The sequence below is a fragment of the Photorhabdus akhurstii genome, assembly GCF_019090985.1.
Classification (GTDB): domain Bacteria; phylum Pseudomonadota; class Gammaproteobacteria; order Enterobacterales; family Enterobacteriaceae; genus Photorhabdus; species Photorhabdus akhurstii.
In genome coordinates this window covers 391,728-408,115 of the sequence record NZ_CP020335.1, presented here as the reverse complement: position 1 = coordinate 408,115, position 16,388 = coordinate 391,728, and the positions used below count along the sequence as shown (strand labels likewise).

The window sequence follows — 16,388 nt, the reverse complement described above, 5'->3', positions numbered from 1 at the left end:
AAAAATATCAAGCAGTCGCGATGGTTCTGGCTCTCGCTGCCATTGCTAAAAGCTATTCTGGCACCACCCATTTAACCAAGGTGTGACCAATTCCTTCCGGCACCAGAACCTGATGTAACCACGGCAACACCGATTTCATCTGCTGTTCCAGTTTCCAAGGCGGGTTAATCACGATCATGCCAGAGGCGGTCATTCCTCGTTGATCGCTATCAGGCCGGACAGCCAACTCAATCTGTAGAATACGGCGGATGCCGGTTGCTTCCAGCTCTTTAACCAGTCGTTTGATCTGCTGGCGTAATACCACTGGGTACCACAACGCATAAACACCGGTTGCAAAACGCTTATAACCTTCCTGAATTGCCTGTACAACCGCCTGATAATCCGATTTCAGTTCATAAGGCGGATCAATAAGAATGAACCCACGGCGACTCGGCGGCGGCAATTGTGATTTTAATTGCTGATAACCATCTTCACGCACAACCCTGGCGCGGTTATCGCGGGAGAATTCATTACGTAATAAAGGAAAATCACTCGGATGCAGTTCTGTCAGATTGAACCTATCATCCTGCCGTAGTAAATGGCGGGCGATAAAAGGCGATCCCGGATAGTAACGTAAGTTGCCACTCTGATTCAGTGCGGCCACTGTACTTATATAAGCGTTCAATTCCTGCGGTAAATCTTCACGCTGCCAAACGCGGGCAATCCCTTCCAAGTACTCACCAGTACGCTCAGCATGTTCACTGCTGAGTTGATAGCGCCCCGCACCAGCATGAGTATCCAGATAGAGAAAAGGTTTTTCTTTTTCTTTAAGAGATTCAATGATTAAGCTTTGTACAGTGTGCTTGAGCACATCGGCATGATTACCAGCATGAAAACTGTGGCGATAACTTAGCATTAATTTCAGACCCCAGAGCAGAGAATAGGTTGATTGTCAGATAGAGTACCTGACAACTAAAAACCCATCCCAGTAGATGGGACAGATAGTAAGGCCTTATTATAGCCCCATTAACGACAAAAATGTCAGGCTCCTCATCTTTCTCCTGACGATCCCTTTAATCATATTAATAAAAATTTAGGATAAGTGAAAAACTCTGCCCAGACCAACACGATGTTTAATTAAGTAATACTATTTACATTTTCACTGATAATCATAAGTAATACTTACGTAATTACAAACAATAAGAATTGTGCAATTAAAAAAACAAGACATCAAACGAACAATTAAATATACGAGATTTTATGTTAATGCTCACGAAATCACCAATCAGGAACAGAGATTGGAAAATGTTAACTCTCGCTTATGGAAAAATGATCAAAAGAAAAACCAGAAAAAATAACTTAATGTTATCGAGACTATTAAGCAATATCGTTAAATAGTACGTGTAAAAAATTGAAGGGAAAATAAAGAAGAAAATCAAAAAAGCTGAAAAAAGTTGAAGACAGTTATTAGAAATCTTCAACTTAAAATAAAGAAAAATTAAGTGTTTCAGCCAATGAAGAGATATTTCATTGGCTGAATAATTATATTACCTATCAGGCAACAATAGGCGCACGCCAATCATCTGCGCCGGAAGTACCTGCGGTTGTATGCTCCCAGTTAATCTTACGATAAGACAGAGAAACACGAACCAACTGAGTAAATTCAGCTTTTGTTGGGTCCTGGCAATGAGGCATATTGCAATCGATGTCGATAATAGTGGCATCTTCCAACTGCGTCGTGAAGAAGTGTTCTTGTTTCCCTTCAACCGAAGTGCGATACCATTTCAATACTACACTTGTCAGCATTTCACCCGAAGCCAATGCGTTATAAAGCAATGGAACAGATTTATTTAATGCCACGGTAAAACGGAATGGTTTATGAGCACGCTGACCTGATGGCTGACCTGATTGAGGATCAGTTGGTACGGTGACGACATGATCAAATGCTTGAACCAGCATTTCATCTTCATGGCCCTGAACATAAATATTACCCACTGATTCAGCAGTGAATGAACCCGCGGTAATATTACCCTGTGTTTTTCCAGTGATGGAAATATAACATGGAGTAGGCATTGCAAATATCCTTTATAGAGATTGTGTCAACATTAAGGTAACGCTCACATTACTTTCAATAGTGATTATTTCATCTTGGAAAAAATCACTTACAATGTATTGAACGCTGAAACGAATAATAAATACCAACCAGCTCATTTCAAAATAAAATCTAAATTGCAAAATTATCAACCTATCATCAACAAATGAAAATATTATAATTAATGCTATTTTAAAAAATAAATTTAAAATTGGCTATATTGGTAGAATAACTAACTGTTCACACTCATTTGATTTAAAGATGAAATGTCATATCCATATGAAATACAACAATTTTAACAATGCCAATCTAAATTATATTTTGATCAATCAAAAATTGAGATCTGGGTCAAAAAAAATAAGCCCATCCACTTAGTTAAGTGCAAAACTAATATTTACAAGATGAAACTAATTCTAAAATGTAAACAAAAATACATCTAGAAATACTTTGTTACACAATGAAACAAAAAATCACAAATACAAAAAAACAGATGATACTCAATAACTATATAGAGTTCTTTTACCAATAAACAGCTTAAGAAAACACCTAATTGTAACTTATTGCCAAATATCATAAAATCATCAAAATGCCGAATAGGGGGGTATACCTATATATATTTTAGCTTTACAATAAAAAAACAAAATGCGAGACTTTGCTTTGCAAAGTGTTCTATATTGATGCTATTGTTCGATGAGTAAGAATATTCTGAATTTCGTATTTATCTATATGCTCATAGAAAGTCAGCTTACTATCCAATTCAATGCAGTGAATCTCCCGCTCCTTAATCCGGGAGAATTTTATGGTCTCCGTCACATATAGGTAGGTATCTAAGGGCAACTCTCTCATCCAATATTGTTATCAGATAATTCCTAATTGCCTAATTGTATTACCCAAAGGATTCTAATATGAGTAAAGATAGTTCAGGTAGCGTAGCGCCAAAAGAAAGGATTAATATCAAATACGTTCCGAATACCGGTGATCAAGTAGCCGAAATTGAATTACCTCTCAACCTGCTTATCGTCGGTGACCTTAAAGGAACAAAAGAAGATATGCCCATTGAAGAACGGCAAGCTGTTTCTGTGCACAAAAATAACTTTAATGCCGTGATGAATGAAGCCAATATCAATCTCACTTTTAGTGTCCCCAATCGCCTCAACGATAATAACGGAGATGACCTGCCGATTAACCTGGAAATAAAATCACTCAATGATTTCTCACCCGACAACGTAGCGAAGAAAGTGCCTGAATTAAATAAACTTTTAGAGCTACGTGAAGCGCTTGTCGCACTAAAAGGGCCATTAGGAAATATTCCGGCATTCCGCACCCGCTTACAGGAATTATTGGGTGATGAGAAAGTCCGCGAACAACTTCTAAAAGAGCTTGAAATCGTCAATCAAAAGTAATTGACTGAAAAGGAGTTTTTAACATGTCCTTGCATGAAGAGAGCAGTACAACATTAACCCCAGGGTCCACTACCTCTTTGCTTGACGAGATTATGTCTCAGGCAAGAATGACGCCGGAAAATGATGGCTACCACATCGCGAAACAGGGTGTAGCCGCCTTTATCAGCAGCATTTTGGATACCGGTACTAGCGAAGAACCTGTCAACAAGCTTGTCGTTGATAGAATGATTGTTGAGCTTGATAAAACACTCAGCACTCAAGTTGATGAAATTATGCATGCCAAAGAGTTCCAAGAACTGGAATCATCCTGGCGTTCGCTGAAATTGCTGGTTGATCGTACCGATTTCCGTGAAAACATCAAAATCAACATCATCCACGCGACCAAAGAAGAGTTACTAGAAGATTTCGAATTTTCACCAGAAATCATTCAATCAGGCTTATACAAACATGTCTACTCGACAGGTTATGGCCAGTTTGGCGGCGAACCGGTCGCTGCGGTCATCGGTAACTATGCATTCAGCAATAGCTCACCCGATATCAAACTAATGCAATACGTCAGTGCGGTTGGCGCAATGGCTCACGCGCCATTCCTCTCTTCCGTTTCACCTGATTTCTTTGGTATCAGCAGCTTCACCGAGTTGCCAGCGATTAAAGATCTGAAATCTGTCTTCGAAGGTCCGGCACACACTAAATGGCGTTCGCTGCGCGAATCGGAGGATGCACGTTACCTTGGTCTGACAGCGCCACGCTTCTTGTTGCGTCTGCCTTACTCAACTGTCGAAAACCCAATTAAAAACTTTAACTATCAGGAAGATGTCAGCAAAGATCACGAACATTTCCTATGGGGTAATACCGCTTATCTGCTAGCGACGTGTTTGACTGACAGCTTCGCCAAATATCGCTGGTGTCCGAACATTATCGGTCCACAAAGCGGGGGGACTGTCAGCGATCTACCGGTTCACCTATTCGAAGCAATGGGACAGATCCAAGCCAAGATCCCGACAGAAGTTTTAGTTACCGATCGCCGTGAATTCGAATTGGCAGAAGAGGGCTTTATCACCCTGACAATGCGTAAAGGCAGTGACAACGCCGCATTCTTCTCTGCCAACTCAGTCCAGAAGCCAAAAGTTTTCCCGAATACTCGCGAAGGGAAAATGGCTGAAACCAACTACAAACTGGGTACTCAACTGCCCTATATGTTCATCATCAACCGTCTTGCACACTACATCAAAGTGTTGCAGCGCGAGCAGATTGGTTCCTGGAAAGAGCGTCAGGATTTGGAGCGTGAACTGAACACCTGGCTGAAACAGTACATTGCCGATCAGGAGAACCCACCAACGGATGTCCGTAGCCGTCGCCCTCTGCGTTCTGCCCAAATTCAGGTTTTGGATGTGGAAGGAGATCCAGGCTGGTATCAAGTGGCAATGCAGGTTCGCCCTCATTTCAAATATATGGGAGCTAGCTTTGAGTTGTCACTAGTAGGCCGTTTGGATAAGGAGTAATGAGTTATGGCTACGCTGTACAGTTGGAATAGAGAAGGCTCTGCCAGCTTGTTCGAGCGTATTCAGGGGAAGAACTCCGGTTCTTCCCGCCAATCAAGAATGCGTGAACTGCTCAACTCCATAAAACGGCACCTGAATCATGTTCTCAATACTCATCCGGGCGCTTGTCAGAGTGCGGCTGATCTTGGCGTCATTGATCTCAATGACGCCACAACCACGGCAACTGACTTTAAACAGAGTATTGAGCAAGCAATAGTGCATTGCATCACAAATTATGAACCAAGAATATCGTCAGTCACTGTCAGTGCAATTCATGATGATAGTGATCCGCTGTTGTTACGTTTTCACATCAACGCGCAGGTATCCCTGGATGATATTCATGACGCTGTTGAATTTAACATTCAACTGGATAACAACCGGCGTTATTGCTTAGAGAGGACTCAATAAAATGTCACTTGAAAAATATTTTAGAGAGGAATTGGATTACATTAGGCAATTGGGGCGACAAGCTGCAATTGAACATCCTCACCTCGCCTCATTTTTGTCTGAACAAGGCTCTGACCCGGATGTTGAGCGTTTACTAGAAGGATTTGCCTTTCTCGCGGGTAATTTACGGGCAAAAATTGATGATGAATTCCCTGAACTCACTCATGGATTATTGCATATGCTATGGCCAAATTACCTGCGGCCAACGCCTAGCATGACCATTATCCAATATACACCTAATGATAATGCCATCACAAAAGCAACGCAGATCCCGCGTGGAACTCAAATCAAAAGCCGTCCGCTGGCGAATGATAGCGAAAATGATGAGGATGAAGATAATTACTTAAGCAATACCAATACTCAAAAAACAGACCAAGACAATCATCGCTGTACTTTCACTTTATGCCGTGATGTCTGGCTGTTTCCGATGTCTATCCGAAACATTTCGGTCAATAATAGTAATGAGCAGGGTGTCATCGGCCTGAATTTCACCTCAAAAACAGAGCTTAACTTACAAGAACTGCAACTTGATAAACTGCGTTTTTATCTAAGCGGCGATGATTACAGCAGTACACAACTCTATTTCTGGCTCAGTTACCATCTTGAAGACGCAAAACTTGTCGTAGGCGATACCACGATTCCATTACCGGATTTCGACTTCGTTCCAGTGGGTTTCAATCGGGAAGACGCCCTATTGCCTTACCCGAAAAATGCCTATATGGGTTATCGCGTCTTACAAGAGTACTTCTGTTTTTCCGAAGGTTTTCTGTTTTTCGATGTCATTGGTTTCCCTAAGTTACCAGCAGATCTTAAAACCCAAGATTTCACGTTGAATCTCTACTTCTCAGAAGCATTGCCTCCAGAAATCAAAATCCGTCAGGATACTTTTAGACTGCATTGTGTCCCAGCAATCAATCTCTTCCCGATGGATAGCGAAGTTATTCAACTAAATGGCAGTCAGTCTGAATATCCATTAAGAGCCAGCTATAGTCATCCCAATCGTTACGATATTTTCTCTGTGGATAAAGTAGAAAGCTGGCTAGTCGGACCTGATGGTAAACCCAAACCAAGCCGCGATGGCAGACGGGCTTATGTACCATTTGAAAGCTTTCATCATCAGATCGAACATGAAAGCGAGCTCAATACTCGCTATTTCCGTATCAGAATCAAAGAATCTCCATTTCGTAAAGGTCTTGAACACTACATCTCTTTTGTCCGTGGTGATGAATCTCAGCTTCTACTAAGTGAAGAAAATGTCTCTATTCAACTGACTTGCACCAATCGCGAACTGCCACTGCAACTCCGGGTAGGTGATATTGATTATCCTTTATCGGGAAGCTCGTCATTTGCGACATTCCGCAACATAACCCGCCCATCCGTTCCACTCTATCCATTGATGAGCGGTGAGTATCACTGGTCGCTTATTTCCAATATGTCACTGAACTATATGACATTATTGGACAAAGACGCACTAAAGGCGGTACTAAGAACTTACGATCTCCCCAGCCGATATAACCGACAATCCTCACGCTCATCCCAAAAACGGCTAGATGCAATTGAACGGATTGAAACGAGGCAAATAGACCGACTATTTAAAGGTCTCCCGGTACGTGGTTCGGAATCAACATTGTATATCCGGCAACAGGCTTTCTGTTCTGAAGGCGAGCTTTATCTGTTCTGCAACATACTGTCACGCTTTTTTGCCTTATATGCCAGCGTTAACTCCTTCCACATGTTGAAGGTGATCAATTTAGATAATCAGGAATGTTATCAATGGCCGGAACAGACAGGTCAACATGCGTTGATGTAGCGAGCGAAAACTCGCCAGAAAATCAGACACTGGATGTGTCAAGGTATAACTTTTATCAGTTGGTTGAGTTACTCAACCAACTGGCGGTAGCGTGGGAAAAAACCGGGCAAACCAACCGCCCGGACCGTGAAGCAATCCTATTTAAATCCAGTGCAAGCTTGGCTTTCCCAACCAGAGACATTACCTCTGTGAAACGTTCTAAGGAGGGTCGCTTCCAGGTGGAAGTCTCTTTTCTTGGACTACATGGCAGCCAATCACCTATGCCAGGTTATTACCTTGATTCGTTGGCATGGGAAGACGCTCAGGATGAAAATCGACTGACTGATTTTCTGAATATTTTCAATCACCGTTCAGTCGTCATGCTTCATCAGATTTGGCGAAAATATCGCTATTACATCTGTTTTGACAAAAACGGGCAAGACGGATTTTCTCAGCGCATGTTTGCGCTGGTGGGACTTGGTAGTGATGTTAATCGTTCTCACTTGAATATCAATCACAGCAAAATGCTGGCCTATGCCGGTTTGTTAGCCAGTCCTGGTCGATCACCAGCAGTGATATGCAGCCTGGTTTCACACTGTTTTGATCTACCCGATGTAACGGTACGCGGTTTGCAGATCAGAAAAGTCGCTATTGAGCCATCGCAACAAAATCGCCTAGGTGGAACACTGAAAATAAAGGGACGGAAACAAAAGGTTGAACAATCCGTAATGGGAAAGAATTTTTTCCTCGGTTCATGGGTGAGAAGCTGCGATAGTAAATTTACTTTATGTATCAATAATCTATCACGAGAACACTTCCTATCATTTCTCCCGGACGGTAAGAATTTCCTGCCACTAGTGATGTTTCTCTGTTTTGTCCTACGTGATCAATTGGCCTGGGATCTGCGTCTTGGTCTGGCCGAAAACCAGGCAGGCGGCATGGTACTTGGCACGAAACTAAACAATAACCTGGGGTGGACCAGCTTTCTCGGCGAGCCGGAAAAGAAACCCTTTATCACGATTTCAGTGAATGGATAAAGACGATGGAAAAACAACAGCCAACTCTCTCATTACGAGTGATCAACAGCGATCAATTGGAAAGCGGCAAAGCGGCTAGCTGCCTATTCTCGACTCAAGGTGGCACAGTTGGCAGCAGTGAAAGCCATCTTTGGTCCGTTCAGGATCTGCAAGGAAATATCAATCCATCACAATTTACTATCCAGTGGCGTGATGGTGCATTCTGTCTGCAAATGATTGCGGGTCCCCTGTTTGTGAATCAGTCACCCCTGACTGCTGACGCTGGTTTCATCCGCCTGCAACAAGCGGATGAAATTACCATTGGTAAACTAGTGATCAAAAGTTATATCAGTTTTTCCGATGCAGATCGCATTGATCCCATGACGGTATCACCGGAATCACTGGTTTCCAGCTATAGCAATCCACTGGACGCTATGATGGAAAAAGATCCCGCTCAAGATTCCGCTTTCACTGATCATGGTTCTTTGGCCCCCACGATCAAACACGATTTCAGCCATGATCCACTCAAGGTTCTCGATAGCGAAAATCTGACCACTCTGGACCAGACGTCAGTGAGTAACGAGGTAGACCAAAGCCTGCAACAAGACCACTACCGCACCCCATTATTTTTCTCTTCCCTCTCAGATAACAGAGGCAATGCTATGGATCAGGATTTTGTTGATTTACCCGGTATCTCTTCGCCTTTTAATGAACAGTATCAGGACATGGAACAGCAACATGTTGCTATCACACCATTGATGCGAGGATTGAACACACAGTTGCCTTTGCATAACAGCCAACAGGCCAACGACTTTCTGGAAGAAATGGGTAAGACCATGAAAGCGGCAATTGAAGGTCTACTGGTACTGCAACGTACACAGCATGGGCTGCGTGATAAGCAATTGCGTCCTATCGAAGATAATCCGCTACGGCTGAACATGGACTACAACACCACTATGCAGGTGATGTTTGCGGATCAAAAAAGCCCAGTCCATCTCTCTGCTCCTTCCGCTGTCGCTGAAAGCTTACATAACCTGCAATTACACTATCAGGCTAACCGGATTGCGATCACTGCCGCCTTGAACACCATGCTGGATGCTTTCTCACCGGAACACCTACTGAGTCGTTTTGCCCAATACCGCCGCAGCAATGAGACACAGGAAAAAAATGCAACCTGGGCATGGGAAATGTACACCAGTTACTACCGCGAATTGGCTTCCAGCCGCCAACAGGGATTCGAAAAACTGTTCGGTGAAGTCTATGAACAAGCTTATGACCGTGCTCTGCGTCAAGGTTTAGAGGATAGCCAGTAATGAAACGCTCCGGCTGTAACACCTCATGGTCCGGTAGTTATACCGTATGGTTCGTATTGCTGGCAGCGCTAATATTAAGCGGCTGTAGCAGTGCATGGCAAGCAACGAAGAAAGTCGGACAGGTAGTCTGGGACCCATCAACTCCTGTTGGTCAACCTGCGAACTTACCTTCCACCGTCGCGATCACTTTGCTGGCAGAACCTGATATTAACCCCAATAAAAATGGAGAAGCCACTCCGGTTGAAATGCATCTGCTCTATCTCAGTGAAGATTCCCGTCTACTTGCCGCTGATTATGACCAACTGGCGAGTGACAAACTGGATAAAGCGCTGGGGAAAAATTACATCGACCATCAGGATTACACCTTATTGCCGGGGCAGTACAAACCACTGCCAGTCATCCCGCTGGAAAAAAATAGCCGTTACATCGGCGTTATCGTTCGCTATGCCGATATTAATCAATCCGAATGGAAAAAGGTCATCCGTGTGAAAGACACAGGACAGCAATACCACATTCTGGTGCACATCAGAGCGAACGAAGTTGAACTTAGAAAAGAGGAACAATAACTATGTCAGGTAAGAATCGGGTGATTTGGCGTGAAGGATTATTCATCAAGCCACAACACTTTCAGCAACAACAAAAACATAATGACTATCTGGCTCATAGTCGCCAGACCTCCTTAACCAGTTATAGTTATGGCTTCAGTTCTTTGACGCTGGACGAAGACCTTCTCGCTCTGGGACGCATCGGTATCATCGAAGCCAGCGGTATCATGCCAGACGGCACAGTGTTCTCTATTCCTCATCAGGATGCAACTCCTCAACCGCTTGATGTTGTGAATATTCACGAAAACAACAGTAAAAATATCTATCTGGCACTGCCAATAGCCAACGATATTCTCAATGAAATCTCTCATTCAGAATCCAATCGTGCAGGAGCTATGCGCTACCGTGAACACATGGAAGATATCCGTGACCTGCATACAGATGGCGGTGATATCTGCCAAGTCATGCTGGCACAACTGACGCCGATTCTGAAACAGGGCTCAGAAGATCTCAGCGCTTTCTCTGTACTACCGCTATGCCAGATAATAGAAAAGCGCCCTACCGGAACTATCATACTGGATGAAGAGTTCGTACCAACCTGTACATCGATCAGGGTCTCTACTCAATTAAAAAATTATATGGATGAAGTGGATAGGGCGATGACAGAACGAGGTAGATCACTCGCTAACCGGATTGGTTCTCCCGGCCAGCAAGGGGTCGCTGATGTTGCTGAATTTATGATGCTCCAGCTAGTTAACCGAGTTCAGCCGTGGTTTACCCACTACGCCGGACAAGCCATTTTACATCCGCAAGATTTTTTCACTCAGTTGATCCAAACCTGTGGTGAACTGAGAACATTTACTCATGAATCCCGTCAGGTCGGCGATATGCCGATTTACAAACACGACAATCTGACGGAAACATTCAAGGAAGTCATGATCCTCATGCACGAAGCAATGGGCGTTGTACTGACTCCGCGGGCGATCCCAATTAAGCTACAAACTCAAGCCAATGGTATCCGGGTGGCACACATCCATGATCGCAATGTTTTGACAAACGCGGAATTCATTCTGGCAATCCGTGCGCAAGTTCCGCATGATCAATTACTCCGCCAGTTTGCCCAACAGACTAAAGTTACATCGGCTGAAAGGATCCGCGAAATGGTCAGCATCCAGTTGCCCGCTGTAGCACTGGTTGCGCTTCCCTCTGCCCCACGTCAGTTGCCTTATCATGCTGGTTACACCTACTTCCGGCTTGATCAACAAAGCGACGCATGGAAAGACATTCTAAAAAGTAACTCCATCGCCTTTCACGTTTCGGGAGAATTCCCAGGATTAGACATGCAATTCTGGGCGGTTAGGAATGGGAGTGCCTAATGAAAACCGAAGCCATGAGTGACAACACCATTCTGATGCAGACAGAAACCGATACGATTCTACATCGTCAGTATCAGTTACCGTTACGCGGAGAAAGCCTGAACCCAATGATTGATGCCGCCACACCGCTGCTTGGTATGGTCATGCGTCTAAAAGACATGGGTGATCAGCCACTGCCGGACCAGCTTTACCCACAGGTCGTTACTGATATCCAAGCAATCGAACAACTTCTACAAACCAAAGGCTATGAGCCGGGGGCAATTGTCTCTTTCCGCTACATGCTCTGTACCTTCATTGATGAAACCGCACTGGGGCATGGCTGGAACAGCAAGAATGAGTGGCTACAACAATCACTGCTGGTGCAATTCCACAACGAAACCTGGGGTGGTGAAAAAGTCTTTCAGTTGTTGGATCGTCTGATGGGTGAACCTCAGCGCTACCAACATCTACTGGAGTTTATCTATCTCTGTTTCTGCCTCGGTTACCGTGGTCGCTATAAAGTTGCTTCGCAGAAAAGTGATGACTTTGAACGTTTATTCCGTCGATTACACCAACAACTGCACGCGCTGCGGGGCGAAGCACCCCCCATCATTCTCCACAATAACGCCAATGAGCGTAATGATCGCTATCGCTTGGGTAAGCGTCTGACTATTAAACATCTGTTCTGGAGCGGTATTACTCTGCTCGCTATCGTTTATAGCTTCTACGCTATCCGTCTGCACAACCAAACCCAGAACATCTTACAACAACTAAATAACTTACTGAGCTAGGAAAGAAACCGATGATTCAGATTGATCTACCTACATTAGTTAATCGCTTAAATCCGATGACTCGGCACGCTCTGGAAGCGGCGGCGGCGCAGTGTGTCAGCCAACAGCAACCTGAGATCACGGTTTCTCAGCTATTGTTGCAAATGATCAACACCCCTCTCAGTGACGTCAGAGCGATCTTCAATCAAGCAGAAGTGGATAGCGATTTACTGAAAGAACAACTTGATCAGGTGATCCCTCACCATCAAGCAATGGTTCAAGCCTATCCTAGCTTCTCTCCAATGCTGGTGGAGTGGTTACAAGATAGCTGGCTGTTAGCATCGACTGAGATGCAGCATCAGGAATTACGCAGCGGCGTCATGCTGATGACCTTGCTGTTCAGCCCATTACGTTACCTGACGCCACAATCCGCACGTCTTTTATCGGGAATAAACCGCGAATTGTTACGCCAGAATTTTGCCCAATGGACCGCAGGCTCTGCCGAACAACCGGTTGTGGAAAACGATCAAAACGGACAAGGCAAAGCTGCCGCCAGTAGTGACAGCCTGCTCGCCCGTTTTACTCAAAATATGACAGAACAAGCTCGTCAGGGAAAACTCGATCCTGTTCTATGCCGTGACAAAGAAATCGACCTAATGATCGATATTCTCTGCCGTCGCCGTAAAAATAACCCGATTGTGGTGGGTGAAGCAGGAGTCGGTAAAAGTGCGCTCATTGAAGGGTTGGCTCTGCGCATTATCGACAACCGAGTACCAGAAAAACTGCGTAACAGTGAATTGATGACGCTGGATCTGGGCGCACTACAAGCGGGTGCGGCGGTAAAAGGTGAATTTGAAAAACGTTTCAAAGGCATTATGAGTGAAATAAATCAGTCATCCGTACCGATTATTCTGTTCATCGATGAAGCTCATACCCTGATTGGCGCAGGTAATCAACAAGGCGGACTAGATATCTCCAACCTGCTAAAACCCGCTCTGGCACGTGGTGAATTGAAAACCATTGCTGCGACCACTTGGGGCGAATACAAAAAATATTTCGAAAAAGATGCTGCCCTCTCCCGCCGTTTTCAATTAGTTAAAGTGGCCGAACCGACCGCGGAAGAAGCCATCATTATTATGCGTGGCCTGCGGGCAATCTATGAACAATCTCATGGCGTATTAATCGATGATGAAGCGCTAAAAGCCTCTGCGGTATTAAGCGACCGTTACCTCTCTGGACGCCAGTTGCCAGACAAAGCCATTGATGTGCTGGATACCGCCTGCGCCCGCGTCGCCATCAACTTGACTTCACCACCGCGCCAAATTTCTGCCCTGAAAAACCAACTACATCAGCAGAAAATGGAATCAGACGTGCTGACAAGAGAACAGCGCATGGGACTCAACCAACACACTGATCGACTGGATGAACTGCGGCAACAACAGCAGGAAACCACGGAGAAATTAGCTGAACTGGAAGCTAGTTGGCAGCAACAGCAACAATTAGTTCAGCAAGTTATTGAACTACGCCGTCAGCTATTAACCGACGAAACAGAATTAACTGAAACAGAATTCACTAACGAAACAAAAGAGAGCGAAACATCGGCCGAAATGACAACTGACGAGTTGATTGCACAATTGGCTGAACGCAATGAACAGTTGGAACAATTACAGCAACAACAAACGCTCGTTTCTCCTCACGTGGATAAGAACCAGATTGCGGCGGTTATCGCTGAATGGACTGGCGTACCCCTTAATCGCCTGTCACAAAGTGAACTCTCCGTCGTGACTGAACTCCCAACTCATTTGGGACACAGCATCAAAGGACAAGATCTCGCGATTAAATGCCTGCATCAACATTTGTTGACTGCCAGGGCGGACCTACGCCGTCCCGGTCGTCCATTGGGCGCCTTCTTGCTGGTAGGGCCCAGTGGCGTCGGTAAAACCGAAACCGTTTTACAGATTGCAGAATTGATGTTTGGCGGACGTCAATATCTGACCACTATCAATATGTCGGAATTTCAGGAAAAACACACCGTTTCCCGCCTGATTGGCTCACCTCCGGGCTATGTTGGATATGGGGAAGGAGGTGTACTCACCGAAGCTATTCGCCAGAAACCTTATTCCGTCGTTCTGCTTGATGAAGTAGAAAAAGCCCATCCTGATGTACTGAACCTGTTCTACCAAGCTTTCGACAAAGGTGAGTTGGCCGATGGGGAAGGCCGAGTGATTGACTGTAAAAATGTGGTCTTCTTTTTAACTTCCAATTTGGGCTATCAAACTATCGTCGATAATGCCGATAAACCGGAAGAGATGAATGACCTGCTTTATCCTGAACTGGCGGCCTTCTTCAAACCCGCATTACTGGCGCGAATGGAAGTGGTGCCTTATCTACCATTGGGACACGACACCCTGAAAACCATTATTCAGGGCAAACTGGCGCGCCTCGATAACCTGTTGCGTCAACGCTTCAACGCCGAAGTCACCCTAAGTAACGACGTGGTTGAAGAGATACTGCAACGGGCAACCCGTGCTGAAAATGGCGCACGCATGCTGGAATCGATCATTGACGGCGCTTTGTTGCCACCGCTATCTCTGCTGTTGTTGCAAAAAATGGCTGCCGGAAAGCAGATCAGCACTATCCAGCTAACCGTTAACGACCATCAATTCAACGCGGTGGTTGAGGAGATACCATGAAACAACGGCTGAAAAGCGCATTAGCGTTATTGGAAAATGACTCTATCGAGCAACTGGTTCATCACTTTCTGCAAGTGAATCACCAACGCCAGCGTTTTGACGCCTTGCTGGTCTCTCTGCTTAACGTGAATGAAAACCGTCTGGAATGCCACCGGCTGCCGGCGCCAAACCAGATAAGCGCGCTGCAACTGGATGTCAATATCGGTGATATTAACCATCCACTGATACAAATCCTGTACAAAGGTACCCCTACGACCTGGGAATCACTCAATCAGGGAGTACGAATAGACAATCGAAACTTTCGCATTTTCGTCGAAGAACTCCCTAATCGCTGCGGCCTACATGCTATCCCGTTGTTTAATTGCAACGGGCAAGCGTGTGGCGTGATTGCTGTTTTCGCCAAAGATGTCCGTCGTTTTGCTGACGATAGCAACATGTTTTACATCTACTGCCTCGTCATGCAACACCGATTGAAAAAATTGCAGGAACTGGAACAACTGCGTGAACAATTACGCCAGATCCGCCAGGTTTTTCAGACACAACGCCAGAAAGAAAAACAGCTTGACGAGTTGCTGGCTTCGTTAAGTACCACAGCAGAAAACAAAACATCAGCCAGCGTCTCCCACGATTACAGCAAAATCGACGACTTATCTCAGGCGCTCGAAGAGTTCGAATGCGCAGTACTGATACAACGCCAACATATTTACGGCAATAACACCAAACAGATTGCCGAAAGCTTAGGTATCGCACCCCGTACACTGACTTACAAACTGGCGAAATACAGGTGTAAATTATGAGTTTTCTGTTAATGGTCAGTTCACTAATCGCCTCTCTGACAGGCAAACCCGATATTCAGCCAGATCAGGAAACCACAACAGCGCCCTCACTACCCGCTTTGCTGCAATGCCGGGCGGAACCGTCGCCGTTGGTCAGACTCGATTGCTACGACCGTCTATTGGATAAAGTCGATAATATTGCCGTTATCCCGTTAGAAAAAACTGGCCCTGTCTGGAGACAGGCAATGGAACAGGAGATGAAACGAACTGACCATTCAACCGGTTTTATCACCACCCAATCTGAAAGTATACCGACTCGCGTCATACTGACTACCCCCGCAATTGGTGTTCCACCACCACGGCCAGTACTGATGCTGAGTTGTATCGATAGCATTACCCGAATACAAATTGCCCTGGCTAAACCACAAGATAGCGGCACGGTGATGATTTCGACAGAAATCACCCAATTCAGTGCTGACTGGTTCTTGCGTGAAAACGGCTACCTGCTGGAATCCAGCCGTGGATTGCCGGGCATTGAAGAACTAAAACGACTGATGACAGGAAAAACCCTGACCATCAAAACCGGCAACGGAAACCGAATGACATTCAACATTTCTCAACTGGAACAGGCGGTGAAACCTTTACGCTCCGCCTGCCGCTGGTGATCCC

14 protein-coding genes are annotated in these 16,388 nt (G+C 45.0%); 12 read left to right on the top strand and 2 right to left on the bottom strand.

Annotated elements, in window-relative coordinates; all coding sequences use genetic code 11:
• Positions 1-52: 52 nt before the first annotated feature.
• Positions 53-895, bottom strand: a complete 843-nt coding sequence (locus tag B0X70_RS01745) for a 23S rRNA (adenine(2030)-N(6))-methyltransferase RlmJ (RefSeq protein WP_214039960.1) — start codon at positions 893-895, stop codon at positions 53-55.
• 638 nt (positions 896-1,533) lie between these two features.
• Entirely contained in the window at positions 1,534-2,052 is a 519-nt protein-coding gene (locus B0X70_RS01740) for an Hcp family type VI secretion system effector (protein WP_036780207.1), read from the bottom strand.
• 924 nt (positions 2,053-2,976) lie between these two features.
• On the opposite strand from B0X70_RS01740, the gene tssB reads away from it, so the two are divergent.
• The 12 genes from tssB to vasI are packed head-to-tail and all read left to right on the top strand — an operon-like array spanning position 2,977 to position 16,384.
• Positions 2,977-3,474, top strand: a complete 498-nt coding sequence (tssB, locus tag B0X70_RS01735; RefSeq protein WP_036813439.1) for a type VI secretion system contractile sheath small subunit — start codon at positions 2,977-2,979, stop codon at positions 3,472-3,474.
• A gap of 23 nt (positions 3,475-3,497) precedes the next feature.
• Entirely contained in the window at positions 3,498-4,976 is a 1,479-nt protein-coding gene (gene tssC / locus B0X70_RS01730) for a type VI secretion system contractile sheath large subunit (protein WP_036813437.1), read from the top strand.
• A 6-nt stretch (positions 4,977-4,982) separates the two neighbouring features.
• Positions 4,983-5,423, top strand: coding sequence for a type VI secretion system baseplate subunit TssE (gene tssE / locus B0X70_RS01725; protein WP_046395774.1), 441 nt, complete (start codon positions 4,983-4,985; stop codon positions 5,421-5,423).
• Between the two features lies 1 nt (position 5,424).
• Positions 5,425-7,272, top strand: a complete 1,848-nt coding sequence (tssF, locus tag B0X70_RS01720; protein WP_217470741.1) for a type VI secretion system baseplate subunit TssF — start codon at positions 5,425-5,427, stop codon at positions 7,270-7,272.
• Positions 7,236-8,288, top strand: a complete 1,053-nt coding sequence (tssG, locus tag B0X70_RS01715) for a type VI secretion system baseplate subunit TssG (protein ID WP_040149039.1) — start codon at positions 7,236-7,238, stop codon at positions 8,286-8,288. Before tssF ends, tssG begins: the two co-directional genes overlap by 37 nt.
• A gap of 5 nt (positions 8,289-8,293) precedes the next feature.
• Positions 8,294-9,580: a type VI secretion system-associated FHA domain protein TagH gene (gene tagH / locus B0X70_RS01710; RefSeq protein ID WP_046395772.1), complete on the top strand. Its 1,287-nt coding sequence runs from the start codon at positions 8,294-8,296 to the stop codon at positions 9,578-9,580.
• Positions 9,580-10,146, top strand: coding sequence for a type VI secretion system lipoprotein TssJ (gene tssJ / locus B0X70_RS01705; RefSeq protein WP_044467020.1), 567 nt, complete (start codon positions 9,580-9,582; stop codon positions 10,144-10,146). Before tagH ends, tssJ begins: the two co-directional genes overlap by 1 nt.
• A gap of 2 nt (positions 10,147-10,148) precedes the next feature.
• The gene (gene tssK, locus B0X70_RS01700) at positions 10,149-11,501 is read left to right on the top strand and encodes a type VI secretion system baseplate subunit TssK (RefSeq protein ID WP_217470740.1); all 1,353 of its coding nucleotides are present in this window, start codon (positions 10,149-10,151) and stop codon (positions 11,499-11,501) included.
• A 14-nt stretch (positions 11,502-11,515) separates the two neighbouring features.
• On the top strand, positions 11,516-12,271 hold the full coding sequence (gene icmH, locus B0X70_RS01695; RefSeq protein WP_217471650.1) for a type IVB secretion system protein IcmH/DotU: 756 nt from the start codon (positions 11,516-11,518) through the stop codon (positions 12,269-12,271).
• Positions 12,272-12,282: 11 nt separating this feature from the next.
• Complete coding sequence (tssH, locus tag B0X70_RS01690) at positions 12,283-14,943, top strand: type VI secretion system ATPase TssH (protein ID WP_217470739.1); 2,661 nt, start codon at positions 12,283-12,285, stop codon at positions 14,941-14,943.
• Positions 14,940-15,740 carry a helix-turn-helix domain-containing protein gene (locus B0X70_RS01685; RefSeq protein ID WP_217470738.1) on the top strand — a complete coding sequence of 267 codons (801 nt, stop codon included), beginning with the start codon at positions 14,940-14,942 and terminating at the stop codon, positions 15,738-15,740. The genes tssH and B0X70_RS01685 overlap by 4 nt, the downstream gene beginning before the upstream one ends.
• Positions 15,737-16,384, top strand: a complete 648-nt coding sequence (vasI, locus tag B0X70_RS01680) for a type VI secretion system-associated protein VasI (protein WP_046395769.1) — start codon at positions 15,737-15,739, stop codon at positions 16,382-16,384. The genes B0X70_RS01685 and vasI overlap by 4 nt, the downstream gene beginning before the upstream one ends.
• The last annotated feature ends 4 nt before the right edge of the window (positions 16,385-16,388 follow it).

What these genes read in the sequence shown, in the direction of transcription:
- B0X70_RS01745 (WP_214039960.1), bottom strand. Translation starts at nt 895, where the DNA reads ATGCTAAGTTATCGCCACAGTTTTCATGCTGGTAATCATGCCGATGTG.
- B0X70_RS01740 (WP_036780207.1), bottom strand. Translation starts at nt 2,052, where the DNA reads ATGCCTACTCCATGTTATATTTCCATCACTGGAAAAACACAGGGTAAT.
- tssB (WP_036813439.1), top strand. Translation starts at nt 2,977, where the DNA reads ATGAGTAAAGATAGTTCAGGTAGCGTAGCGCCAAAAGAAAGGATTAAT.
- tssC (WP_036813437.1), top strand. Translation starts at nt 3,498, where the DNA reads ATGTCCTTGCATGAAGAGAGCAGTACAACATTAACCCCAGGGTCCACT.
- tssE (WP_046395774.1), top strand. Translation starts at nt 4,983, where the DNA reads ATGGCTACGCTGTACAGTTGGAATAGAGAAGGCTCTGCCAGCTTGTTC.
- tssF (WP_217470741.1), top strand. Translation starts at nt 5,425, where the DNA reads ATGTCACTTGAAAAATATTTTAGAGAGGAATTGGATTACATTAGGCAA.
- tssG (WP_040149039.1), top strand. Translation starts at nt 7,236, where the DNA reads ATGGCCGGAACAGACAGGTCAACATGCGTTGATGTAGCGAGCGAAAAC.
- tagH (WP_046395772.1), top strand. Translation starts at nt 8,294, where the DNA reads ATGGAAAAACAACAGCCAACTCTCTCATTACGAGTGATCAACAGCGAT.
- tssJ (WP_044467020.1), top strand. Translation starts at nt 9,580, where the DNA reads ATGAAACGCTCCGGCTGTAACACCTCATGGTCCGGTAGTTATACCGTA.
- tssK (WP_217470740.1), top strand. Translation starts at nt 10,149, where the DNA reads ATGTCAGGTAAGAATCGGGTGATTTGGCGTGAAGGATTATTCATCAAG.
- icmH (WP_217471650.1), top strand. Translation starts at nt 11,516, where the DNA reads ATGAGTGACAACACCATTCTGATGCAGACAGAAACCGATACGATTCTA.
- tssH (WP_217470739.1), top strand. Translation starts at nt 12,283, where the DNA reads ATGATTCAGATTGATCTACCTACATTAGTTAATCGCTTAAATCCGATG.
- B0X70_RS01685 (WP_217470738.1), top strand. Translation starts at nt 14,940, where the DNA reads ATGAAACAACGGCTGAAAAGCGCATTAGCGTTATTGGAAAATGACTCT.
- vasI (WP_046395769.1), top strand. Translation starts at nt 15,737, where the DNA reads ATGAGTTTTCTGTTAATGGTCAGTTCACTAATCGCCTCTCTGACAGGC.